This is a genomic window from Chryseobacterium sp. MHB01, assembly GCF_034651565.1.
Taxonomy (GTDB): Bacteria; Bacteroidota; Bacteroidia; order Flavobacteriales; family Weeksellaceae; genus Chryseobacterium; species Chryseobacterium nepalense.
Genome location: NZ_JAYEDA010000006.1, coordinates 216,634 through 242,319 on the forward strand (window position 1 = coordinate 216,634; position 25,686 = coordinate 242,319).

Consider the following 25,686-nt stretch of genomic DNA (forward strand, 5'->3'; position numbering starts at 1 on the left):
TTTAATAGCTATTTTAAATTTAGAATTATTCTAAATAATTTTTTTCCTAAAAATTAGTACACTCATAATTTTTTTTCATGAAAATTTTTTTCTTAAAAAATTATTATGGGTTGATATTTTGAATTAAAACATTGTATTTAGGTTAATTTAAAATACTGTAATTCAATTAGTTGTAACTTTATTTGGTTTGGTGATTTTAATATTTATTAACATATTTGTCCCATTAAATATTAAAATTTGTTAATATGAATGTGAAATTACGTGTATTAAGTGCAGGTGTTTTGTCCTTTATAGGAGGGCAGATGCTTTTGGCGCAAAAAACTAAAAAGGATACTATCCCCCAAGAAAAACAAATTGACGAGGTTGTGATTGTGGGCTACAAACAAACAACAAAGAAGAAAGCTGTTTCAGCTGTTTCAGCTGTTACGAACGAAACTATTGAAAAAAGACCCAATCCGAATCTTTTAAATGTTGTACAAGGGCAACTAGCAGGAGTTAATATTACGGCAAGTTCTGGTCAACCCGGTGCAAAGCCTGCAGTTGTAATAAGAGGGGTTGCTACTTATAATGGAAGTAGTGATCCACTATATGTAATAGATGGTTTTCCTTCCAACAGTGATAATTTTAGATCAATTAACTCTAATGATATTGAAAGTTTAGAAGTTTTGAAAGATGCTATTGCAATTTCTCAATATGGAAATAGGGGTACAAACGGAGTTATTGTTATTAAAACAAAAAAAGGAAGATTTGGAGAAGGTAAAACCAGTTTTAGGTATACTAATCAATTTGGCGTTGGATTTATGCAACAGCCGAAATATAGTTACATGAATGCAAAAGAGTTACTTAAAATAGAGCAACAATTTGGAGCAGGATTGGGTGCAAGCTTAACAGATGCGGAAATTAATTCTTGGAATATTGATACGGATTGGGTTAAATACTTTTTCAGACCTTCTATAATGCAATCACATGATTTAGCTATTCAGAGCTCAGGTGAAAAAATAAATTCATACACTTCATTAGGTTATTTGGAACAGGATGGTATTTTGAGAACGACAGGTCTTAAAAGGTTTACGGTAAGAAATAATATCAATGGAAAATCAATAGATAATCGTTTTAGATATCAGATTAATACTTCAGTTGGTTTTTCTAAAAATAACGAAGCAACAAGTTTAGGATCTGGAGCAATTAACAGAAATTATGTAACGGGTGCATTTCTAGGGGCTCCATATTTAAATCCAAATGATTATGCAGGTTCTGAATGGACCTATGATTTCTATAATAATTCGCCAGGATTATCAGCAACACCTTTTATGCTGATAGATAAATTAAATACTTATGATAACCTAACTGATGAAACAAGAGTAGATGTAGCAACAGAGTTTTCATATGATATAATGAAAGATTTAGTACTTAGAACAAGATTAAATGGACAATATTTAAGTACTAGATTCTATCAGTCTGAATACCCAGATTCTTTTAATGGATTGTTATTTTCCTCTACGCCAGGTATATCTTCTACTAAAGGGGGAAATTTTAACGGATTTGAAGATATTAATAATAGAAGAGAATTCATTTATAATAATCTATGGCAGTTAGACTATAACAAAAAATTAGGAGATCATACGATTGGTGTTAGTGGTAATTTTGAATATAACTACTCTACTGTTGAAGCAAATAATACAAGACAAAGAGGATTAGATCCAAAAACATTTATTCCAAATACTGGAGCAGGCTATGTTGCGGATGTTACTGCAAATGATTTTTATGGTCCCACAACAACAGCCACAAGGTTAAGAAGGACACTTATTTCATACTTTGCAATTGCAGATTATGATTTTGCCGGCAAATATGGCTTGATGGCTACTATTAGAAGAGATGGATCCAATAGATTTAGTGATAGCAAACAATGGGGTACTTTTTGGTCTGTTGGGGCAAGATGGAATATTAATGAGGAATCTTTTATGAAGGAGGTTGACTGGATAAACCTTTTGAAAATAAGAGGTTCTTATGGAGTTACTGGAAATGAGAGACTTGTAGACGGAACAATTTATGCAGGATTGATTCCTCCTGCTTATCTAGATACCTATGCAATTACAAATAATACATACAATGGGGGACAAGGATATGCTTTGAACTTAGGATATCCGGATTTGCAATGGGAACCTACAAAGCAGTATAATATAGGATTAGATTTTGAATTGTTGAAGAATAGATTGAGAGGGACATTTGAATATTATAATAGAAAGACTGAAAAGCTCTTTATTGATGCTCCTATTACTTCTGCATCTGGTAATAGTGTATTAACAAGAAATTCGGAAGCTACAATTACTAACAAAGGATATGAGATAAACATAGCGTATGATCTGATTAAGAATAATGATTTTACTTTAACATTACGAGGAAATGGGGCTTATAATAAGAATGTCGTAGATGGTATTGTGGCAAATGATGGTAAGTTATTCTTTACTGATGGTGCAGGTTATACATACGTAACTCAAAATGGGGGGTCTTTATACGAGCCATTTGTATATAATTATGTAGGTGTTAATTCAACAAATGGAAATTTGTTATTTAAAGATATTAATGGCAATGTTACAGAAAATCCATTAGCATCCGACAGATCTGCACAAGGTAAAAACAGATATCCTCGCTATACTGGTGGCTTCGGATTTGACGTAAGTTATAAAGGTTTTTTTGCATCCACAACATTTACATACGCATTTAAAGTTTGGAGATTTGATGTTGATGAAGAGAATCTATATGATGTGGGTAATATTGGGCAATATGTTGTAGGTACTGATTTACAAAATGCATGGACTACACCTGGGCAAATTACAGATATACCCTCACTAAATGCAACAAACTATGCTGCTGCTGCTAATTCTGATAGATTTTTAAGAGATGCATCTTATATACGACTTAGAAATGCTCAAATAGGGTACAGATTACCAAAATCTTTTCTTTCGGGAACCTTTATAAAAGATATGAGTATCACGTTACAGGGAGAGAATCTATTTAATATCACTAAATGGAAAGGCTATGATCCTGAAAGCTCTAGATTATCAGATTATTATCAATATCCTACTGCAAGATTATTCACTTTGGGATTTGATGTTAAATTTTAATAATATTAATTAAATAAGATGAAAAAGATATTTTTTTATATTTCAATAACCATCATTGGTTTAAATTCTTGTGCAACTGATGATAAACTTGAACCATTTACACCAGGAGCTGTTACAGAAGATGTAGCAATACAGAGCAGTACGGATGTGCAAAGGTTAATTAATTCTTCCATGAACTTGATGATGAATCGAGATGAATATTCTTTCGTTTCAATTTTTACGGATGAAGCTGCATTAGGTTCCAATAATGGAGGGCAAGGAAGGACTGGTTCTGATGGATATTTTGTTTTTGCTTTAAATCCATCTTCATCTGCACCAGATAATATATGGGATGCAAACTATTTTGCACTGGCAAGAGTTAATAGAGTAATTGAAAATGTGGATAAAGTGGTAGCTTTATCTGCGGCTGATCAACAGGTTTTAAATAGAAGCAAGGCTGAAGCTTATGTATTAAGAGCATTGGCGCATCTTAAAATTATGGCATATTTTTCTCCTAATCTAAAAGATGACAATGCTTTAGCTGGTATTTTAGCGGACAAAGTGATTGCCACCACCGAAACTCCAAACAGGGCTACTAACGCTCAATTCTATTCTTTAATACACTCAGATTTAAATACTGCACTTTCAATTTATTCAACAAATACTGCTACAGCATATTCTAATGCTTCGTGGTATCCATCTGCAAATTTAGCTAGAGCTTTAAAAGCTAGGGCTTATGCCTATAAAGGCGATTATACAAATGCAGAAATCTGGGCAGATCAGGTTATTAGTTCATCCGGAATTAGTTTAGCTACAGCTGCTCAGTTAACTACTGTTTATCATACAAACACTTCCAGTGGTAATACAGAAGTGATATTTAAATTAAGAAGAACTGCTCAACAGAATTCTCAAGCTACAAATCTTCATAATGGTTGGGTTTCTGTTGCTAATGCTAGGAATGGTTCACCTTTCTATGAAGTCAGTAGAAGTTTATATCAGTTTTTAATAGCGACGCCAAATGATGCGAGATTAGGTATAATTGTAAGACCCAATACCTCAACGCTAGGTTCTTTGATAGATGCTAATCCTACCGCTTCTGCGGATATTAGAAATACAGATATTTTAGTTCCGTTTAAAGCAGGAGGAGCTTCTGCCAGTACAGCAACAAGCGGATTTAATCCGGATTTTATACAGATAAGGTTGTCTGAAATGTATTTTATAAAGGCAGAAGCAAGAGCCAATGCAAATGATTTTACAGGCGTTAAAAATGCATTACAAACAGTTGTTAATAATAGATTTACCACCGCTCCTGTTGTTCCGATACCGACTTCACAAACGCAAGCCTTCAAAGCTATTTTAGATGAGCGTAGAAAGGATTTAGCTTTTGAAGGGCATAGATTTATTGATTTGAAACGTCTTTATTCATTAGCTGGTGTGTCACAATTTGATAGAAGTATTCTAGATTATGGTTCGCAATATTGGAATGTTCCGGGCGCAGACCCAGCAAACTTTCCTTTTGCAGGCAATAATAAATGGGCATTGCCAATCCCTCAAGGTGAGTTAAATGCAAATAGCAATATCCAACAAAACCCCGGCTATTAATATCATTTTAATACGATTATTCTTTTTTGACCCGTACTTTAAGTGCGGGTTTTTTATTCCCCATTATTTCTTATTTTTGCCTTACCAAATCTGCACTTGCATTTTTGTATAAAAATCAACACATGAAGTATATACTTTCAATCATACTCTTCTTCAGCCTTACCATAAACGCTCAGGTCAAAAATAAGACCGATGCAAACCAGCTTTCTAAGAATGGAGAAGATACCCTGGTCATTGATTCAGGAACAAAAGATTCCCTAAAAATATTTAAGCCTACCATCAATGATTATTTATATCAGACACAATTTGCAGAAAAAAAAGTATTTGATACGGTAATGACTTTTGACAAAACCTATATCTTTTCGCAATACAACAACAGGGACAACTTCGGAAGAGTTCAGGTTGCTAATATTGGAGCGGGATTCAACCCACTCTCTTATGAGCTAAATGCTGAACAAAACCTGGCACTTTTACCAACCAACAAGTCTTATGGTATACTGGGCATTAATGATATTCACTATTACGATGTAAAAACCCCCACAGCAACATTCATTTACCATAATGCCATGAAAAACGGGGCGGCTCTAAAATCTACCTATACTCAGAATATCGGGAAAAGATTTAATTTTTCTTTGGAATATAGTGGGTTAAGATCTCAGGGAGTATATAGGAACTCCCTGGCTTCCAATAACAATACCCTGTTTACCGGCCACTATGTTTCCAAAAGCGGAAATTATGAATTGTTTGCCCATTATCTCCATCAGAATGTTAATAACCAGGAAAATGGGGGGATTGCAGTAGACAGCCTTTTCCAGAATGGCAACAGTGACTCCAGAAACAGACAGAATATGCAGGTAAATCTGGCATCCTCCAGTTCTCAGTTTTCGCACCGCAGATATTATCTGACGCATCAGTTTGCCCCTTTTAATTCTGAGAAAATTCCTTTTAAAATTAGACATACCATTTCTCATCAGGGAAATAAGTACTACTATACCCAGAACACGCCGGAAGCATTTTGGTATGAGGCGCCACAACAGCTTGTTGCAGACGGTCCTTTGTCTTCAAAAAAATATTCAGATAATTTCAGCAATACAGTAAGCTTGGTTTGGGATAATGAAAAATTTAAGCTTGATGCGGGAGTCCGGTATCAAATGCTGAAGTTAGGTTCAAGCCAGGTCGTTCTGCCTTTGCTCGAAATTCCTACGGAAATCAAAGAAAACAGGATTGGGGCTGTAGGAAATTTGCAGATCAGGTTGTTTGATAAATTTCAGCTCAATTCATTTTTGGAATTTTCCAACGGAACCCAGTTTGGAAGTTATCTGAGAACGGCAAACAGTCTGAAATTCGAGCCGGTAAAAGATTATTTTGTTAATGCAAAACTTAATTTTCAAACAGCATACCCCTCGTTTAATTATCTTCTGAATACTTCAATTTATAATAATTTCAATTACTATTTTCAGGATGCAAAAAACCAGACGGTAATGGAAGCCGGCGGAAGTCTCAATCTGAAATGGTTCAAAACCGAATTATTTGCCAATTATTTCAGAATTGAAAACTACACTTATTTTGATATGGCAGCGATGCCTAAGCAAAGCGGAAGCTCCGTGAATATTTCCCAGATCGGAGGTGATGCAACATTCAGCTACCGAAATTTTCATTTAAATACAAGATTGCAGTTCCAGAACGTGCTCACAAACAAAGATCTTCTGCCGTTGCCGGGATTTATCGGACGTGCCAATTTCTTTTATCAGGCGAAAGCATTTAAAAATGCAGCCGAAATACAGACCGGTATAAAAGTCTATTATTTCTCAAAATTTGCGTCCAGAGAATATTTCCCGATTCTTAATGAATATATTCTGCCGGGAGCAGGCTCTTTTTCGATTGGTGGACAGCCAATTGCTGACCTTTATTTTAATATGAAAGTTAAAAAAATGTTCTTTTTCATCGAAGGCCAGCAAATAGGAACCGTAATTTCACATAATAAAGCATATGCATTCCCAAGTTATCCAACTTATGATTTCAGGTTGAATATCGGGATAGTATGGTATTTGTTCAACTAAAATTCAGTCAGGTTGAAAACAATTAACAAAATATCTTTTCAGGATATCGTCAGTATCCCGAAATTGGTAAAGGATTTTTTAAATCACAATATTGAAGGTTTTGAAGAGAATACATTTTCTTTATCTCACTTTGAAAAGAAGATCCATGAAAAACAGAGCTCCTTTACTTCAGGGCAAAGAGAAATTCTTGTTGCAGCATTGGAAAAACAGCTTTCAGATCTTACTCTTTCACCGAAGCAAAAACAAAATATAGAGAGTCTAAGGCATACAAAAACATTTACAATTACCACAGGACATCAGCTGAATCTCTTTTCAGGACCTGTTTTTTTTGTGTATAAAATTTTGCAGACTATTAAAACTTGCTCTTTTTTAAAAGACAGTTTTCCGGAATTCAATTTCGTTCCTGTATATTGGATGGCTTCAGAAGATCACGATTTTGCAGAAATCAATCATTTTAAAACGGAGAACAACTATTATGAAATTAATGAAAAATCCGGTGGAGCGGTAGGAAGAATTCCTTTAAGTGATACGTTTTTCATTTCAGAATTTGAGAAAGAATTCAAAGACTTTGTTTTTGGAACCGAATTGATTTTAATGCTGAAAGAAGCCTATAAAGCAGGCAATACTTTAACACAGGCTATTCAGATATTGGTCAATCGCCTGTTTTCAGAATTTGGCCTGCTGATCCTTGACGGAGATTCGAAGGAGCTGAAGACACAAATGAAAGAAACATTTAAAGATGAGCTTTTGAATTTCAGTTTGTATAAAGAATCAAAGGAAAAAATAGATTTCTTAACTGAAAAATACGGTAAAGTTCAGGTCAATCCCCGGGAAATTAATCTTTTCTATCTTACAGATACCAGAGATAGGATTGATTTTGACGGGAATCAATATATCATTGTTGATAAAAATAGAACGTTTACAAAAGAAGAAATTCTCGAAGAACTTGAAAATAACCCGGAGAAATTCAGCCCAAATGCGGTAATGCGTCCCGTTTATCAGGAAACGATTTTGCCCAATCTTGCTTACATCGGAGGTAATGCTGAAATCATGTACTGGCTGGAACTGAAGGATTATTTCAAAAAAATTAATCTGCCGTTTCCAATCCTGATTCCAAGGAATTCAATGTTATTTCTAAACCAAAAGACATTAGGGAAAATTGAAAAGCTTGCATTAAAAACAGAAGATTTTTTTCAGAATTTTACGGCAATTACCAACAATAAAATCTTAGATGATAATAAGATCTTAAGATTTCTGGAAGAAAAAGAAAGCCAGCTAATGCTTCAGTTTTCAGACTTGAAAGCAGTTGCGGAAACCACCGAAAAGTCTTTTGGAAATATGGTAAAAGCAGAAGAAGTGCGCCAGATGAAATCTTTTAAAAGAATGAAAAAAAGACTCCTTCATGCTGAAAAAATTAAGCAGAGAGAAATGCTTGAAAGACTCGAAAATCTGTTTCTGGATGTACATCCTTCCAAAAACTGGCAGGAAAGAGTATATAATTTCAGTGTCTTTTTTGCAGATCACGGCAATGCATGGCTTGAGACTTGTTTAGAAGAAATGCAAATTGACGAGTCTAAATTAATAATTCTTGCCATTTAATTTTAAAGAAGTATTTTTGTAAATATAATGATCCAATATGATAAAGAGGTTTTTTATTCTGTCCAGTTTATGCATGGTTTTGGGGGTGTCTGCTCAGAAATCGCACACCGTTGTAAAAGGCGATACTCCTTATAATATTGCTAAAAAATACGGACTTACTGTTGATGAATTGCTGAAGCTTAATCCTTCTGTAAAGGATGGTAAGATCGCAATCGGAGAAGTTTTAACGGTTAAAAACGATAAAACGGGATCTTCATCAAAAATGAATGTTCCTACAAAACCTGCCGCTGGCGGACAGCTGGGGAAAATTGTTCTACAGCCGAAACAGACCATTTACGGAATTACAAAACAATACAGGATTTCAGAAACCGATCTCAGAAAACTGAATCCCGATCTTGAATCTCATATGAAGATCGGTGATGAAATTACCCTGCCTCTTGAAAGTATAAAAAAATACGGAACCGGCCAGCAGACCACAGCTTCTGCTTCAATAGCGAAATCTGATGAAAAGACAGTGGAAAAACCTGCTGTTACAGTTTCAGAAGGGGAATATACTGTTCAGCAGAAAGATAATTATTATAAAATTGCTAAGCAGTTCAATCTTACCAGAGAAGAGCTTTTCGCCTTAAATCCGGGACTTGAAGAGAAAGGTCTGAAACCTGGCGAGAAAATTTTAGTTAAAAAATCAGGAAACGGAAATGCATCCGGTGCAGATGTTTTTGAAGAAACAAAAAATTCAAAAGCAAAAATGGATTCCGGAAACGAAATCTCCTCAAAAAACAGCACTACTGCCGCTGATGATTATGTGACCTACACTGTCCAACAGGGAGATACGGTATTTTCTATTGTCAATAAATTCGGAATCTCTATTGATGAATTAATTGCATTAAATCCTGAATTATCCCGTGGATTAAAAGCAGGAATGGTTTTAAAAATTAAAAAGCTTGATCCTGCGTATGTGAAGAAAAACGGAGATGCATTAAGCGTTGTCGTAATGTTACCTTTCGGATACAGTACCGGAGAAACCCAATACAGAACAATGGCTCTTGACTTCCTTACCGGAGCAAAACTTGCCATTGAAAGAAATGCCGGAAACGGGCAAAAATTGGATGTGAAAATCGTAGATTCCGGAAATGAAGCATCTTTCAGGAATTCATTGACACAGATAAATCCGGATAATACCGATCTTATTATCGGCCCATTCTTTAAGTCGAATGTGGTAGATGTCCTTGACTTTACAAAAAATCAAAAAATTCCGATTGTAGCGCCTTTTGCCAATTCTCCGGAATTATACAATTACAGCAATCTTATTATCATTGAGACAAACGATCAGACCTATGCTGATAAAATTGTAGAAGAGGTTAAAGCCGCTTATTCTGATCAGAAAATATATGTCCTTGCTGATTCTAAAAAGGAAAATGCCAACTACATAAAAGCAGGCCTTGAGAAAATGTTGAAGAACCCTAACGTTACTATTGTAACTTCCGCTTCGGATATTCAGCTTGACCAGAATATGATGACCGGACAGTCGGCTCCCGTAATTGCTATTCTTGCAAGTGAAAACGATGCAACCGGTGAAGCTTTTGCCAACAGGGTTATTGCATTGTCTAAAGAAGTTCAGGGCGTAAAAGCGTTCAGTATGCATTCTGTTCCTGCATTTGAGAAAAAAGTAGATGATCTCGCTCTGGCAAACCTGGTTTATCTCATGGACAGAAAAATCAATACGGAAGGAAATTTTGAAAAGGAAATTCTGGCAGCCTATAAAAGCAAATATTGCAAAACGCCTCCAAAATATGCCATCATCGGTTTTGATGTCGTTAACGATATGCTGACCCGTGAAAACAAAAAAGGTGAGATTTTTAAACAAATAAATAAAGTTCAGACACAGCTGGCGACCAAGTTTGAGTTTGTGAAATCAAAAGCAAACGGAGCTTATGTGAATACGGGATATCGTGTCATCAGACTGGTTCCGTAAATCATCTGATTACTTCTGGAGAATATTATTAACATTATATTTATATTTGCAAAAATATTTAAATTAATAGATGAAAGCACTTGTGTTTCCCGGGCAGGGTTCTCAGTTCGTAGGAATGGGAAAAGAATTGTATGATTCTAGAAAAGACATCAAAGATCTGATGGAATCTGCCAACGAAATTTTAGGATTCGATATCCTTTCTATCATGTTCAGCGGAACGGATGATGATCTTAAGAAAACCGAAGTTACCCAACCCTCAATTTTTATACATTCCGTAGCTGCATTAAAAGCAGTGAACGGTCTTGGAGCAGAAATGGTTGCAGGGCACTCCTTAGGAGAGTTTTCCGCATTGGTTGCCAATGGTGTTTTATCTTTTGACGACGGTTTGAAACTGGTTTCTGAAAGAGCAAAAGCCATGCAGGCAGCTTGTGATGCCAATCCGAGTTCTATGGCTGCAATCCTTGGTCTTGAAGATGCCAAAGTAGAAGAAATATGTTCCCAGATCAACGGGATCGTTGTGCCTGCCAATTACAATTGTCCCGGACAATTGGTGATCTCAGGTGAAACAGCATCCGTTGAAGAAGCATGTGCAAAATTAAAAGAAGCAGGAGCAAAAAGAGCATTATTATTGCCTGTAAACGGAGCTTTCCACTCTCCTTTGATGCAGCCTGCACAAGAAAGGCTTGCCGCTGCGATTGAGCAGACAAAATTCAGAAAAGCCACCATTCCTGTGTATCAGAATATTACTACAACAGCAGTTTCTGATCCGGATGAAATTAAGAAAAACCTGATTGCGCAGCTTACAGGTCCCGTAAAATGGACACAGTCGGTACAGCATATGATTAAAGATGGTGCCACTAACTTTGTAGAAGTAGGCCCGGGAAAAACGTTGCAGGGACTGATCAAAAAAATAGACAGCACTGTTGATGTTGCGTCTGCAGTCTAAAAAATACAATCATGGGCGAGATATTTTCACCGGGAAAGCTGATGCTTACTTCAGAATATTTCGCAATGGACGGAGCTCTTGTCTTAGCGGTACCTACCAGGCTGGGACAAGAGTTTTCTTTTAAAGAAGAAAAAGATGGGAAATGCCTTGTTTTCTGGGAAGCTTACCATCAGAACAAACCTTGGTTAAAAGCGGTCATCGATTATAAAAACTGGCAGATCGTGGAAACCAATATTCCCGCAAGTGCTGAATTCATTTTAAAAACATTAAAAAATGTTCAGTTACTTTCTCAAACTAAATTTAAAAGTAATTTTACCTATTACCTTACAACGAATCTTCAGTTTCCGGCAAACTACGGACTGGGAAGCAGTTCTACTTTAATGAACAACCTTGCCGAATGGGCGGGTATAAATCCTTTTACCTTAAATACGATAAGTCTTGGCGGAAGCGGTTATGATATTGCCGTGGCAAAAGAGAGATCTGCGGTGCTTTATCAGAATAAACCGGAGATAAAATATGAAAAGGTAAATTTCAATCCTTCATTTAAAAATGAGCTTATTTTTATTCATCTGAATCAGAAGCAGGACAGCCGGGAAGGAATCGATTTATACAAGTCAAAAAATAAGTCACAAAAACTCGTTGATGAATTTTCGGATCTCACAAGAAAAATTTTGTTATGCAAAGAATTGGAAAATTTTTCTGAACTAATGTTGATTCATGAGCAAAAAATATCGGATTTTCTTGAAATTCCTGCAGTTAAAGGCCGTTTTTTCGCAGATTGTCCTGTTTTTGTTAAAAGTTTGGGCGCATGGGGCGGAGATTTTGTAATGAGCTCAAAATTTGACGGCTTTAAGGACTATTTTTGGGGAAAAGATTTTAACACTATTTTTGAATGGTCGGATATAATAAGCTTGTAATCAATGGATTATAAAGTTGTTTTTTTATTTGCCATTCTGACTTATATCATTATATTTAAACCACTTTTAACAATTAATTAATATTAATTTTGTTAAACCCAAAAAAGAAATAGAAAATATAAGTAAAATGAAAAACGCTAAAATCATCCAGGATTTAGAAAAATTAGGGATTAAAGGAAACTATGAAGTCGTTTACAATCCTTCTTACGAAGAATTGTATCAGGCGGAAGTTTCTCCTGAAAATCAGGGCTTTGAGAAAGCTGAGCTTACGGAATCTGGTGCAGTATCAGTAAAAACAGGAATTTTCACAGGTCGTTCACCTAAAGACAGATACATTGTTCAGGATGATGTTACGAGAGATACAATTTTCTGGGACGGTAAAGTAAACCTGCCAACAACACCGGGAATTTTTCAGTCTTGTAAAGAATTAGTGCTCGATCAGCTTTCAACCTCCAAAAAAATCTATGTGGTGGATGCTTTTTGCGGAACCAATGCAGATACTAGGTTAAAAGTGAGATTCATTATGGAAGTGGCGTGGCAGGCACATTTCGTTACGAATATGTTTATCCGTCCTTCTCATTATGAACTGCAAAATTTCGGAGAACCGGATTTCACGGTAATCAACGGATCGAAAACAACAAACCCGAACTGGGAAGAGCAGGGATTACATTCTGAAAACTTTATCATGTTTAACCTTACCGAAAAACTTCAGATCATCGGAGGAACATGGTACGGCGGTGAAATGAAAAAAGGAATGTTTGCCATGATGAATTATTACCTTCCGTTAAAAGGTATGGCTTCTATGCACTGTTCGGCAAATGTAGGCGAAGAAGGAGATGTTGCTCTTTTCTTCGGACTTTCCGGAACAGGGAAAACAACCTTATCTGCAGACCCGAAAAGATATCTTATCGGAGATGATGAACACGGCTGGGACAACAATGGCGTTTTCAACTATGAAGGCGGATGTTATGCAAAAGTGATTGATCTTTCTGAAGAAAAAGAACCGGATATTTTTGCGGCTATCAAAAGAGATGCACTTCTTGAAAATGTAGTTGTAAACAACGGTGTTTCAGATTATACGGATAATTCTATTACGGAAAATACAAGAGTATCATATCCTATTTACCATATCAATAAGATTGTTTTACCTTCAAAGGCAGGACATGCCAAGAAGATTGTTTACCTTTCTGCTGATGCTTTCGGAGTATTGCCTCCGGTTTCAGTATTGGATGAAGATCAGGCGCAATACCATTTCCTTTGCGGATATACTTCAAAATTAGCAGGAACGGAAAGGGGGATTACAGAACCGGAACCATCTTTCTCACCGGCATTCGGAGAAGCATTCTTAACATTGCACCCTACCATGTATTCCAAAACACTGATTGGTAAAATGAAAGAGCACGGCGCGAAAGCCTATCTGGTAAATACAGGATGGAACGGAACCGGAAAAAGAATCTCCTTAAAAGATACAAGAGCAATTATTGATGCTATTATTGACAGTTCTATTGAAGATGCTCCAAAGACAAGAATTCCGATTATGAACCTGGAAGTACCTACATCATTGCCAAATGTTTCTGAAGGAATCCTTGATCCGAGAGACACTTACAGCAATGCTGAAGAGTGGGAAGAAAAAGCAAAAGATCTTGCTGCAAAATACATCAAAAACTTTGAACAGTACTGCAATTCTGAAGAAGCTAAGAAATTAGTCGCTTCAGGACCTCAACTGCAGACACAGACAATTAAATAAATGTGAAATCCTCATCAAACGATGAGGATTTTTTATTGTAAATGCTTCGGCGTTAAAACTTCTATTAAATAGAACATTTAGTATTAGGGTCTGTCATGCTGAGCCTGTAGAAGCATCTTTATTTTTTTAAATCATTTTAAACTTAAAATTGCCAGTCTATATCCTTTCATCCCGAATCCTGACAGCACCGCATCGGTATTTGCCGCCGTTACAGATTTTTGCCGGAATTCTTCCCTTTTATAAATATTACTGATGTGGACCTCCACTTTAGGCTTCTGAATATTTTTTAAACAATCCGCAATCGCATAAGAATAGTGGGTAAAAGCTCCGGGATTAATCACCAATGCGTCAAAATCATCTTCCTGAAGCCTGTTGATAATTTCTCCTTCAATATTTGATTGATAATATTGGATCTCACAAGATGGAAATTCAGATCTTAGATTACCCAGATAATCTTCCATAGATATATTCCCGTAAATTTCAGGTTCTCTTGTGCCTAATAAATTGAGATTAGGACCATTGACAATTAAAACTTTCATACGATAAATTTAATGGTTTTTACTGTATGATGTAGTAGCCTGCATAATTTTTTAACGAAATATCTAGCACAATTTCCGGGGAAAGTCCTGCAAAACAATCGGGTTATCTATTTTAAAACGATTAACTTTGAAAATCAATTCTGTAAAATGCCAATCTGTTACAGGCTATAATGACAAATGATACAGCATATGAAAAAAGATATCGAAAACAAATTAATAGACAAAAACACAAAGCCCACCAGCATGAGAATATTGGTGTATGACTTTCTGAGTTCTCAGGAAGCTGCTTTATCATTATCTGAAATCGAAAATCATTTTGAAACTGCAGACCGGACCACTATTTACAGAACGTTAAAAACATTTGAAGAAAAGGGAATTGTTCACGGCATTCAGGAAAACACAACAACCAAATATAAACTCTGTCACGACGGATGTAACGAAAATACACACAAAGACTGGCATCTTCACTTCTACTGTAAAATCTGTAAACAGACCACCTGCAAAGAAGATATTTCTTTTCCGGAAAATCTTCAAACCAATTTCAGGATCGATGAAATAAGGCTGTTTGCCAAAGGAATCTGCGAGAGCTGTATGGAAAGTTTGCAATAGTGTTGCACGCATTTTGTCTGTACATTTGAATAAAATTAAAGAATTATGGAAGAATGCTGCAGTACAAAACCAAAACCGAAACATACACATGATCACGAAGGGCATGATCACAATCACGAACATTCTCATGATACAGGAAATAGGACTGTATTTCAGATGTTTCTTCCGGCAATTGTTTCTTTTACATTATTATTGATAGGAATTGCTTTAGATCATATTATCAAGCCACAATGGTTTACAGGGATCATTCGTCTTATATGGTATTTGGCGGCCTATATACCGGTAGGACTTCCTGTTTTAAAAGAGGCTTTTGAAAGTATTAAAAACGGGGATGTCTTTTCAGAATTTTTCCTGATGGGAATTGCAACGGTAGGAGCCTTCTCGATAGGAGAATATCCGGAAGGAGTAGCGGTAATGCTTTTCTATTCGGTTGGTGAAGTCTTTCAGGGGATGGCGGTAACAAGAGCCCGGACAAATATTAAACTGCTGCTTGATCAAAGACCTGATGAAGTAACGATTTTAAAAGATGGAAAGCCGGAGACCGTAAAAGCAGAGAAAGTCAATATAGGAGAAATCATTCAGTTAAAATCAGGAGAAAAATTAGGATTAGATGGCGAACTGCTCTCTGAAACGGCTTCATTCAATACGGCTGCTTTAACGGGAGAAAGCAAACCCGATACAAAAATGAAAGGGGATTCTGTATGGGCAGGAATGATTAATTTGAACACCGTAAGCCAGATAAAGGTAACCGCCGCTTATCAAGACAGCAAGCTGAGTAAAATACTTGAACTGGTGCAAAATGCAACAGCTCAAAAAGCTCCGACAGAATTATTCATCAGGAAATTTGCTAAAATTTATACCCCGATTGTGGTCTTTCTTGCTATAGGAATTACTTTTCTTCCCTACTTTTTTGTTGAAGGTTATCAATTCAGGGACTGGCTTTATCGGGCATTGGTCTTTCTGGTAATTTCCTGTCCGTGTGCCCTGGTGATTTCTATTCCTTTGGGCTATTTCGGAGGAATTGGTGCCGGAAGCAGAAACGGAATTTTATTCAAAGGAAGTAATTTTTTAGATGTTTTGGCTAATATTCAGCATGTGGTAATGGATAAAACCGGAACGTTAACAGAAGGTGTTTTTAAAGTTCAGGAAATTCAATTTAATAATGATTTTAATAAAGATGAAATTTTAAAGCTCATTAATGCGTTGGAAAGCAAAAGTTCACATCCTGTGGCAACTGCTATTCATGAATATGTGGGAGAAATAGACCATTCCATTCCGCTGGAAAATATTGAGGAAATTGCAGGGCGCGGCCTGAAAGCCAACATTAATGATAAAGAACTGTTGGTTGGAAACCTCAAACTGATGGATCAGTTCAATATTAAATACAATATCGATTCTGAAAATATAGTGTATACACTGATAGCGGTTGCTTACGATAAAAAATTTGTGGGTTATCTCACCATTGCCGATACCGTTAAACAAGATGCACAATCGGCTATCAACCGGTTAAAGGCATTAAACGTAAAAATAACGATGCTCAGCGGAGATAAAGTTTCTGTTGTAAAACATGTTGCCGCCCAATTGGGAATTCCGAACGCTTATGGCGATCTTCTTCCGGAAGATAAGGTTAATAAAGTAAAAGAGATAAAAGCAGGAAAGGAATCCGTTGCCTTTGTTGGTGATGGGGTGAATGATGCGCCTGTTGTGGCACTCAGTGATGTTGGGATCGCTATGGGCGGACTGGGAAGTGATGCTACAATCGAAACAGCCGATGTTGTTATCCAGGATGATATGCCGGGTAAAATACCAATGGCGATCAACATCGGGAAACAGACCAGAAAAATTGTCTGGCAGAATATTACGTTGGCTTTTACTATTAAAGCAGCTGTCCTTATTCTGGGTGCGGGAGGTCTGGCAACGATGTGGGAAGCGGTTTTTGCAGATGTAGGCGTTGCGTTACTGGCTATTCTGAATGCCGTGAGAATACAGCGAATGATCTTTTAGATTAAAATATATTTGAATAGGTAAAACTATTATAGAGCCTTTTTTAATAACCCGAAAAGTTAAAGCATGGGTGCAAAAAGTTTTCTGGTAATTCCGGAAAGTTTTCCGCAAGGTGCAGCGGGTTGTCCGGAAATATCAATGATTTTCATCATAATTGCCCTATAAGAAAACTTTCAGTAGTATATTTGTGGTAATAAAAAGAAAGTTGAGGTTTTTTATTTCCATATTTATCATATGTACTATTGCATTACGTCCGGTTCTGCCATTGATCAATTATGCGGTTAACTATGAATATATCGTAAAGAATCTCTGCGAAAACAGAAGCATTCCTCAATCTACCTGTAAAGGGAAATGTTATGTTGCCAAAGAACTCGCAAAAACAGAAAAACAGTCAAATACCAATCAGACGGTAAAAATTTCAGGAATTGATGTTTTTATATCCCATGAAATTCTTTCTTTTTCGGATAACAGTCAGTTTGATGTTTTAAACAAAAAATCAGAATCGGATTACTTCAATTTCCGTACTTCAGAATATTTTTCCAGAATATTCCATCCACCATTAGCTTAAAATTATTTTCAGCTAATCTTTAGTTGAATTGATACTAAAAATAAAGTATAGCTATCACTTGCTGAGTGCTTAGTTTATGCTGAGCCTGTCGAAGTACCCTTGCGAACCCGTAAACATTAAGTTTAGAAAAACTTGCGAACTTAAAAACAGTAAGTTTATAAAAAAATCTTTGTGATCTTTGCGTTAGAAGACATTATGATTAATTAAGGATAAGCAAGGAATTCATTAGTAAGTCTAGTTTAAAAATCGATCCATTCAAATCATTATTACTTTCAATTTAAATAAAAATGAAATCAAAAGTTATTTTAACAGCATTATTGTCTGTTTCATTAATGGCATGTGCCCAGGAAACGCCTAAAGTAAAACATAAAAAGGCAAAAACAGCAGTAAAATCCGATGCAAAACCGGTGAAATTTGCCAATGCAGTAGACCCGATCTGTAATATGCCGACTGATGCCGACATGAAAGACACCGCTGTTTATAAAAATAAAACGTACGGTTTTTGCAGTGCTTATTGCAAAGACGAATTCAAAAAGAATCCTGAGAAATATGTCCAAAAATAAAAAGACCAATAACTCCAAAAGCAAAGTAATTGTTCCGATTGCGGTTATTGCTTTACTTTTCCTCGCGATCGGTATCGGAATGGGCTATTTCAAAAAAAATCTGTATACGGTAATGAAGGTTCCCGACTTTGAACTCACCGATCAGAACAATAAAAAAATCACCAATAAAGATATGCTTGGAAAAGTATATCTGGTTGAATTTTTCTTCAGCAAATGTCCCACGATTTGTCCGGTAATGAATACCAACATGAGAGCCATTGAAGATGAAATCAATGATCCTAATTTCGGAATCATTTCCATAAGCATTGATCCTGAAAACGACACACCGCAAGCTCTGAAAGAACATGCCGAAAGAATCGGAGTAAAATCTCCAAACTGGCATTTTCTTACAGGAAACAGGGATTATATAGGTAAGCTTGCTGATCAGTTCAATATTTATGTGGGAGATAAAGAAGATGAAAGCGAAAGCCTGAACCACAGCGGAATGATTGCCCTGGTCGATAAAGAAGGAAATGTCCGGTGCCGGTACAATAAAGAAAATATGCCGATCCTCTATTATTCAGGGTTGAATTATCAAGATCCGGAAGGAAAAGTGCCAAAGCTGAATGGGAAATACCATCCTGACCGCGAAATTTTAATGGAAGATATTAAAAAATTGTTGAAATAGAGGTTTGGAAGATGGAAGTTAGAGGCTGGAAGTTTTATTTAGTATGTAAAGACTTCGAGCTTCCATCACCCGTCTTTCCGCCAAATGATAAACCACCTAAAATAAAAAGTATGAAAATTATGAAAATTGCTGCTTTAAGTGCAGTATTTGCGGCGCAGTTTGCGATGGCTCAGTTTAAACAGACTCCACTTCCGTACGCCTACAATGCGTTGGAAGGAAACATCGATGCGCAGACCATGGAGATCCATTATTCCAAACATGCTGCAGCGTATGTAGCAAATTTGAATAAGGCAATTGCAGGAACGCCTCAGGAAAAACAAACCTTATTCGAGATCATGTCCAATGCTTCAAAATTACCGGCTGCCGTAAGAAATAATGCCGGCGGACACTATAACCACGAGCTGTTCTGGACCGTTTTAACCCCTGAAAAAAATACGCAACCTTCAGCTAAACTGGCAAAAGCAATCAATGATGCCTTTGGAAGTATGGATGCCTTTAAAGCAAAAATGGCAAAAGCGGGGGCAGACCGTTTCGGATCGGGATGGGCATGGCTTTCTGTGGACAAAAACGGAAAACTGTTCGTTTCATCTACCCCTAATCAGGATAACCCTTTAATGGATGTGGTAGAAGAAAAAGGAATACCTATTTTCGGAATTGATGTATGGGAACATGCATATTATTTAAAATATCAGAACAAAAGAGCAGATTATTTGACTGCGATCTGGAACGTAACGAACTGGAAAGAAATCAGCAGAAGATACGAAGAAGCGATCAGCAAAAAATAATTCAGTGAACTTAATTTGCAGCATATTTCTCACACTATTTGTGGTATTCAGACCTCTGGTGCCATTGGTGGAATATGCTGTAAATTATAATTATATTTCCGAAGTTTTATGTGTCAACAAAAGTAATCCTGAGCTTCACTGTAACGGAAAATGTTACGTAAGCAAACAAATTGCAAAAACCCATGATACCGATTCTTCTCCTTTAAACAAAACAAAAAATTCAGGACAGAAATTGTTGGACATCTACGTCCTTCCTGATATTACGGAAATTAAGACATCAAAAGACGCATTCTTTTCAAATTCCAGTTTTCTCTATGAGACGGCGTACTCTTTTCTGTTCTTAAAGCCTATTTTCCGGCCACCGGTTTTTTAGTGTATCATTTTATCTTTTTGGGCGATCCCCTTTCCCTGGCTTTTCCGGCTGCACGGGTCGGGCTGTCCGCTACTATCTTTTTTTAGATTCTGCCTTTCGTCAGAATCCAAAAAAAGGATAACCGCTTCCAGCCCTATCGCGATGGGGCATATCAACCTATTTATCACTAAAAAATCAACAATGAAAATCTATAAATTTTTATCATTATTCTTTATTACCTTCAGTTTGTTTACCCTATCATCATGTAGCAGCAATGACGATGATGAGGTAATGGATTCCACTCCGGGAAATCTTCAGCTAAAATTCGAAAACGGATTCAATAATCTTGGAGATGTAGTTTTGAACCAAACCACCCAAACTTCCGTTAACGGACAAAAGCATCAGTTTTCAACCCTGAAATATATAATCAGCAACATTACTTTAATTGATGAAAAGGGAGGTGAGTTCAAATATCATTACAACGATCCCGACAACGGAGCATTTATCGTAGATCAGGCAGAAGCCGTTGCCGGAATCAATTACATCAACCTGAAAGAAATTCCTAAAAATAATTACAAAAAAGTAAGAATCGGTTTAGGCATCAGTCAGTCAGCTTATCTTTTGGGACAAAGCGGACAAGGGATTTTCTGGCAGAAAGCGAAAACTGCGGGAATGGCTTGGTCTTGGGCTGCAGGATACATTTTCACAAAACTGGAAGGCAGATACGGAACATCTTCGGCAACAACAGAATTTATGAACCATTGCGGAAATATGGGGGATACTTCTGCCAACAATACGCCAGATCTTTACCGTGAAATTATCCTTGATTTTCCTACAACAGCAAGAGTGTCTGAAGAAATTACTCCTTCCGTTCATATTCTGGCGGATCTTAATCAATATCTGAGTGGGCAAACCACTTTAACATTGGATAGTTCCAACAATATGGCAATGGGATCGAACCAGTATCTGGTGAATGTGACGAACAATATTTCAAAAATGTTTAAAGTAGATCACGTTCACAATGATTAGTTTTTTAAGATCATCCAAAAGAGGGCGTTCCGGCTCTCTTCTGATTTTACTGTTTTTTACAGCTTTTATGTTGATATCATGCACGGGCAATGAGGTTATTGAGCCTTTACCTAAAGATGAAGCTTATCGTCTTGACAAACCATCCGGTTTTCCTGAAATGACTTTCGATAGCACAGGAAACCCAATCACAGTAAATGGAGTTGCATTAGGAAAAAAGCTTTTTTATGAAGGAAAATTATCCAGAAACAATACCATTTCATGCGGTTTTTGTCATATTCAGGAAAATGCTTTTACCCATCACGGCCACAATATAAGCCACGGAATTGATGACCGGTTGGGAATGCGTAATGCCCCGCCAATCCAAAATATGGCTTTTTTGAAAAATTATACATGGGACGGAGTGAGCCATAATCTTGATGAAAGATCTTTGGTTCCGATTACCACTGATTTTGAGATGGACAGTTCTCTTCCTGAAGCAGTAGCAAAGCTAAATGCTGATGCGAATTACAAAAAAAAGTTTAAGGCAGCATTCGGGGATGAAAATATTACCGGTGAAAAAATTCTCAAAGCCATTTCCCAATTTATGGCAACCATGATTTCTGCCGATTCAAAGTACGACCGGATGAAAAAAGGAAACGCCGTTTTCACTGCTGATGAAAATCAGGGGATGGCTTTGTTTCAGAATAAATGTGCGGCTTGTCATTCAGGAGATCTGTTTACCGATGAAAGCTATCGGAATACGGGGATGTATTACAATTCGCAATTTAATGACAGAGGAAGATATCGTGTAACCCTGGATTGGAATGACAATATGAAATTTCGTGTTCCGAGCTTAAGAAATGTAGAATACACCGCGCCGTATATGCATGACGGAAGATTTTACAGCTTAGACGCAGTGATGAATTTCTATTCTGAAAACGTAGAAAATCAACCCAACCTGGATCCGTTGCTGAAACAAAACGGGCACATCGGAATTCCAATGACGTCTTTGGACAAACAGAACATTATTACTTTTCTAAAAACTTTAAGTGATAAAAATTTTATAACCAACCCCAAATTTGCAGAATAATAAAATCATGAAGGAGATATTTTTAACATTGGGTTTAGCCGGATGCTTTTTTAGCCAGGCAAAAGAAATCCATGATAGTGTATTGATTCCAAAAGAATTTATTCCGATAGTTTTTGATGATTGCGATGCTTGTGGCTGTGCCGCAGGAAATGGATCTTCCGGCTTTGAATCTTTACTGAATCCTCAGTTCATCGGGGTTAAATATTTTGCACAGCATTACAGAGCGAAAGAAAATTTATTTGTCAATAATCTTACGCAGGATCAGTATTTCAATACGCTTCAGCTTTGGGGGAAAATTCCGGTTGCTAAAAATATAAGTGTGTATGCAAGTATTCCTTTTCAGTTTCATAACAAAAAAACGTTACAGGGAGATATCAGAATTGATGGAATAGGAGATGCAAATGTGATGGGAATTTATCAGCTACTCAATTCCAAAGATTCTTCCCACCAGCTAAACGGAGGTTTGGGTGTGAAAATTCCAATTGGAAGATTTGATGAAAAAGGAATTACAGGCGTAAATCCGAGTTTTCAACTGGGAACGGGAAGCTGGGATTATCAAATGGTTCTGAATTATAAATTTCAGAAAGATAAACTGGCGGTGCTGCTGAACACAGATTATACTTTGAAAACTGAAAATAATAAACATTACCGTTTCGGAAACCAATGGAATTATGCGGCGGCAGGATTTTACAAGCTCTGGAAAAACGAAAGCGGCATTCTTTCCGGAAAATTCGGAATGCAGGGCGAAGTTTACGACTGGAATAGGCAATTTGGAGAAATAATGCCCAAAACCGCGGGAAGTGCTTTGTACGGAAAGCTCGGTTTTGAAGCTTCGTATAAAAAATTTAGTTTGGGCAGTGAAGTGATGCTTCCTGCCTACACCAATCTCGCTGGAGGCGACATTGAAGCAAAATCGAGGTTCAGTATCTTCCTGAATGTTGGGATTTGAATGTAATATCTATATAACCTTTACTTTAATGGTGGAGGTTATTTTTTTTACGCTGCCATTTTAATTAAAATAGATTTGTCGTATAAAAGAAAAAGAGATTCAAAAAATTGAATCTCTTTTAAGTAGCCCGTAGGGGAATCGAACCCCTCTTACCAGAATGAAAATCTGAGGTCCTAACCGATAGACGAACGGGCCAGCTATCTTCTACTATTGCTAGTATGTTAGTTTTTTTTGTTTTTATAAGTATCAACTCTTATTAATTACCAGGTTAGAATAGTAATTAAATTTTGTAGCCCGTAGGGGAATCGAACTTAATCGCTAACCGTCAGTCTTACAATGCGTTGCGAAAAATTTTCACTTTTGCTCATCGAATTACTCATTAGAATTGCATCATTCGATTGTAACGCTTTTTGTAGTCCATAGGGTAATATAACCCACCTACGCAAATATCTTATAATTAGTTACTTAACAGCCTTGAATATTTGTAACTCATCGAATTACTCCTTAGCTTTTGGTAAACTTCCTTACTGCAATTGCTGATGCAAATATAGAGATTCTGTAGGACCTGTGCAACGTTTTTATAGAAGGATTTATGAAAAATTGCAGCTAATGAGCGTGGATTATTGGTTGTCAAATAATTAGATTTCGTAACTTATATAAACTAATTTTAGACGAGTGGCTATTTAATAATAAAGATCTTCTTATCACTCGTAGTAAACAGGGCATACTCAAGTTTAGGGTGGCTGTAATATCCATAAGCGTCTATATTCTCAGGCGGTTGTACCTTGTTTTTGGTCAGCGTACCTATATTTTTACCGTTTATTTCAATAGCGGACTGATGCCACTTGTCATTCAGGTACATAAATTCTTTCAGTCTCAGCGTATCATTCTTATAGCTTATGTCTGTGAATAAGTTCCCAGAGTACAGCATTTCATCAAAACCTGGGTTGTAGCCTCCACTACCGGAAAAATGCACTTTTTCATAAGTAAGCTTTTGAAAATAGCGATATTGGATTTCCTTCGCTTTTATATACGCTTTGGTTCTTCTTGATGATGTATCAATGTATTTAAAGAGGTTATTAAACAAAAGATTTTCAGTATAGGACCAGGGAAATTTTTCGCTGATATCGATGGTCGTGTACAATTGAGTGCAATTGCCATTTATGAAGTACGTCAGGATTGCATAGGTCATCATGGCCTGAGTAGTTTGCATCGCTTCGCCGCTTTCCTTTTGTGGCGCCGGGCTATCACCTGACTGGTAGTCCACATAAACGAATTCTGAATCTCTAATAATTTCAGCAAGTTGTTTTTGTTGTTGTTCCTTATTCCATGCAAAATCCCCGTTCTGAGTGATGATGTTTATAGGTCGTTTATTACCGCTAAAACTCCACGAATAGTATTGAAGATTTTTTTTATCAAGGATAAAGCCTTTGATAAAAACGATCTCTGCCTGGCGACCGTTGATTGTCAATGAATCAATAATACTACCGCTACGGCTAACTTTAAAGAATGAGTGTGTGTTTTTTTTCGGAATGGTATAAATTATTACCTGTTGATCAGGAGTCAAAAAAGACTGGATCTCTTCCGTACTCTCCAGTAAAAGAGACATAGTAGCGTTTCCGGATATAATGGCTTTAGAACTGTCGATTGATTGGTATCGCTCAAATTCGTTCGGCAATTCTTCAGACACCGATTTATTTTTGAAGTAATTCAAAGCAAGAACAATGCTTAAACTGATGATTACTACGCTGCATACTAAAAAAAACATCTTCATTGTCTTCATCTTATCTATCAAATTTATAAAAATGACCAATAAGTCACAAGTGTGAGATTTAACGGAATTCTCTTTGTTTGGTATAATCTGCGATACATCTTCTGCCTGGGTGCTGTAATACAAGGCTGCACACCAATGCCTGAGAAATTAGATAGCTATAATTTTACTTATAATTCAACCCTAGTGCCATGGATCGTTAAGTACGATGATGTTAATGGATCAAAATCCTGTAGTTTGGGTAAGACCTTATACTTTTTAAAACTGATCATTTGAGATGTTTTTCCATCCCTATCATAAGGCTCCTGCCAAACAACCTTGCGACCCGTTGAGAGGTTGATATCCTTGCAATCAGTACGGGCGGTACCTGCATTACGCTCGGTGTATCCAATCAGTTCAAAATTTCCATTTTGGTACCTGAATTTGTGTGTCATGTTTCCTCGTATCCGCTGGTTGGTAAATATTAAAATACCATTTGTAATTTTAAGTTGTTCCAGTAGTAATTCACTCTGCTGATCCCCTTTTGGGAACCTGGGCATGATCGCGTTTTGGGAACGGAATACGCAGGTATATTTGCCATCATAATTGGCAAAGAAAATTTCAAGAAGGTATTGATGATGCTTATCTACAGTATCCGCTTTAACTATGACCAGATCGTTCCTTCCGTCTTTATTCAGATCGCCTTTCACATGAAAAATAGCTTGTGTAAAATCGTTCTGCCCTAGAGCTTTACCAGCACTGATGGTGAGCAAGAAAAAGAAGATAAAGTAGTGCGCGGTTTTTAGCATAAAATTAGTATATCGCTTGCAATAAAAATTACACCTATCTAAC

Annotated in this window: 21 protein-coding genes and 1 tRNA gene; 18 read left to right on the forward strand and 4 right to left on the reverse strand. The window is 36.7% G+C overall.

All coding sequences use genetic code 11. The features are described from left to right. The first annotated feature begins 245 nt into the window (after positions 1–245). The 8 genes from U9K52_RS11970 to pckA all read left to right on the forward strand — a co-directional run bounded on the left by U9K52_RS11970 (position 246) and on the right by pckA (position 13,950). A complete protein-coding gene (locus tag U9K52_RS11970; RefSeq protein WP_322926678.1) occupies positions 246–3,125 on the forward strand; it encodes a SusC/RagA family TonB-linked outer membrane protein in 2,880 nt (959 codons plus the stop codon). Positions 3,126–3,143: 18 nt separating this feature from the next. Beyond that, positions 3,144–4,706: a RagB/SusD family nutrient uptake outer membrane protein gene (locus tag U9K52_RS11975; protein WP_263601693.1), complete on the forward strand. Its 1,563-nt coding sequence runs from the start codon at positions 3,144–3,146 to the stop codon at positions 4,704–4,706. Positions 4,707–4,828: 122 nt separating this feature from the next. Further along, on the forward strand, positions 4,829–6,766 hold the full coding sequence (locus U9K52_RS11980) for a putative porin (RefSeq protein WP_322926681.1): 1,938 nt from the start codon (positions 4,829–4,831) through the stop codon (positions 6,764–6,766). A gap of 12 nt (positions 6,767–6,778) precedes the next feature. Further along, a complete protein-coding gene (gene bshC, locus U9K52_RS11985) occupies positions 6,779–8,365 on the forward strand; it encodes a bacillithiol biosynthesis cysteine-adding enzyme BshC (RefSeq protein WP_322926684.1) in 1,587 nt (528 codons plus the stop codon). A 37-nt stretch (positions 8,366–8,402) separates the two neighbouring features. Further along, positions 8,403–10,340 (forward strand): LysM peptidoglycan-binding domain-containing protein, encoded by a 1,938-nt coding sequence (locus U9K52_RS11990; RefSeq protein ID WP_322926687.1) that lies wholly within the window; start codon positions 8,403–8,405, stop codon positions 10,338–10,340. 70 nt (positions 10,341–10,410) lie between these two features. Continuing rightward, the gene (fabD, locus tag U9K52_RS11995; RefSeq protein WP_312170899.1) at positions 10,411–11,286 is read left to right on the forward strand and encodes an ACP S-malonyltransferase; all 876 of its coding nucleotides are present in this window, start codon (positions 10,411–10,413) and stop codon (positions 11,284–11,286) included. 11 nt (positions 11,287–11,297) lie between these two features. Next, on the forward strand, positions 11,298–12,203 hold the full coding sequence (locus U9K52_RS12000; protein ID WP_322926691.1) for a GYDIA family GHMP kinase: 906 nt from the start codon (positions 11,298–11,300) through the stop codon (positions 12,201–12,203). A gap of 127 nt (positions 12,204–12,330) precedes the next feature. Then, entirely contained in the window at positions 12,331–13,950 is a 1,620-nt protein-coding gene (pckA, locus tag U9K52_RS12005; RefSeq protein WP_263601688.1) for a phosphoenolpyruvate carboxykinase (ATP), read from the forward strand. Between the two features lie 131 nt (positions 13,951–14,081). Here pckA and U9K52_RS12010 read toward each other — a convergent pair whose 3' ends face one another. After that, complete coding sequence (locus U9K52_RS12010) at positions 14,082–14,489, reverse strand: type II 3-dehydroquinate dehydratase (RefSeq protein WP_263601687.1); 408 nt, start codon at positions 14,487–14,489, stop codon at positions 14,082–14,084. A 189-nt stretch (positions 14,490–14,678) separates the two neighbouring features. Here U9K52_RS12010 and U9K52_RS12015 point away from each other — a divergent pair, with 189 nt between their 5' ends. From U9K52_RS12015 to U9K52_RS12060, 10 genes are all read left to right on the forward strand, one after another. Next, complete coding sequence (locus U9K52_RS12015; protein ID WP_248390063.1) at positions 14,679–15,098, forward strand: Fur family transcriptional regulator; 420 nt, start codon at positions 14,679–14,681, stop codon at positions 15,096–15,098. 45 nt (positions 15,099–15,143) lie between these two features. Continuing rightward, a complete protein-coding gene (locus U9K52_RS12020; protein WP_322926694.1) occupies positions 15,144–17,102 on the forward strand; it encodes a heavy metal translocating P-type ATPase in 1,959 nt (652 codons plus the stop codon). A gap of 205 nt (positions 17,103–17,307) precedes the next feature. Then, on the forward strand, positions 17,308–17,670 hold the full coding sequence (locus U9K52_RS12025; RefSeq protein WP_263601685.1) for a hypothetical protein: 363 nt from the start codon (positions 17,308–17,310) through the stop codon (positions 17,668–17,670). Positions 17,671–17,957: 287 nt separating this feature from the next. Continuing rightward, positions 17,958–18,233 carry a YHS domain-containing protein gene (locus tag U9K52_RS12030; protein ID WP_322926696.1) on the forward strand — a complete coding sequence of 92 codons (276 nt, stop codon included), beginning with the start codon at positions 17,958–17,960 and terminating at the stop codon, positions 18,231–18,233. Further along, positions 18,220–18,900, forward strand: coding sequence for an SCO family protein (locus tag U9K52_RS12035; RefSeq protein ID WP_322926697.1), 681 nt, complete (start codon positions 18,220–18,222; stop codon positions 18,898–18,900). The genes U9K52_RS12030 and U9K52_RS12035 overlap by 14 nt, the downstream gene beginning before the upstream one ends. 110 nt (positions 18,901–19,010) lie before the next feature. After that, positions 19,011–19,685, forward strand: a complete 675-nt coding sequence (locus U9K52_RS12040) for a superoxide dismutase (protein WP_322926698.1) — start codon at positions 19,011–19,013, stop codon at positions 19,683–19,685. A 4-nt stretch (positions 19,686–19,689) separates the two neighbouring features. Then, positions 19,690–20,058: a hypothetical protein gene (locus U9K52_RS12045; RefSeq protein WP_312170927.1), complete on the forward strand. Its 369-nt coding sequence runs from the start codon at positions 19,690–19,692 to the stop codon at positions 20,056–20,058. A gap of 180 nt (positions 20,059–20,238) precedes the next feature. Next, positions 20,239–21,066 (forward strand): MbnP family protein, encoded by an 828-nt coding sequence (locus U9K52_RS12050; RefSeq protein ID WP_322926702.1) that lies wholly within the window; start codon positions 20,239–20,241, stop codon positions 21,064–21,066. After that, entirely contained in the window at positions 21,059–22,135 is a 1,077-nt protein-coding gene (locus U9K52_RS12055) for a cytochrome c peroxidase (RefSeq protein ID WP_322926703.1), read from the forward strand. The genes U9K52_RS12050 and U9K52_RS12055 overlap by 8 nt, the downstream gene beginning before the upstream one ends. Positions 22,136–22,142: 7 nt before the next feature. After that, positions 22,143–23,084, forward strand: a complete 942-nt coding sequence (locus U9K52_RS12060; RefSeq protein ID WP_322926705.1) for a transporter — start codon at positions 22,143–22,145, stop codon at positions 23,082–23,084. A 123-nt stretch (positions 23,085–23,207) separates the two neighbouring features. Here the strand turns inward: U9K52_RS12060 and U9K52_RS12065 are convergent. From U9K52_RS12065 to U9K52_RS12075, 3 genes are all read right to left on the reverse strand, one after another. Next, positions 23,208–23,279, reverse strand: a tRNA-Glu gene (locus U9K52_RS12065). Between the two features lie 484 nt (positions 23,280–23,763). Next, positions 23,764–24,867: a hypothetical protein gene (locus U9K52_RS12070; protein ID WP_322926708.1), complete on the reverse strand. Its 1,104-nt coding sequence runs from the start codon at positions 24,865–24,867 to the stop codon at positions 23,764–23,766. Between the two features lie 158 nt (positions 24,868–25,025). Then, entirely contained in the window at positions 25,026–25,643 is a 618-nt protein-coding gene (locus U9K52_RS12075) for a hypothetical protein (RefSeq protein WP_322926710.1), read from the reverse strand. Positions 25,644–25,686 lie beyond the last annotated feature (43 nt).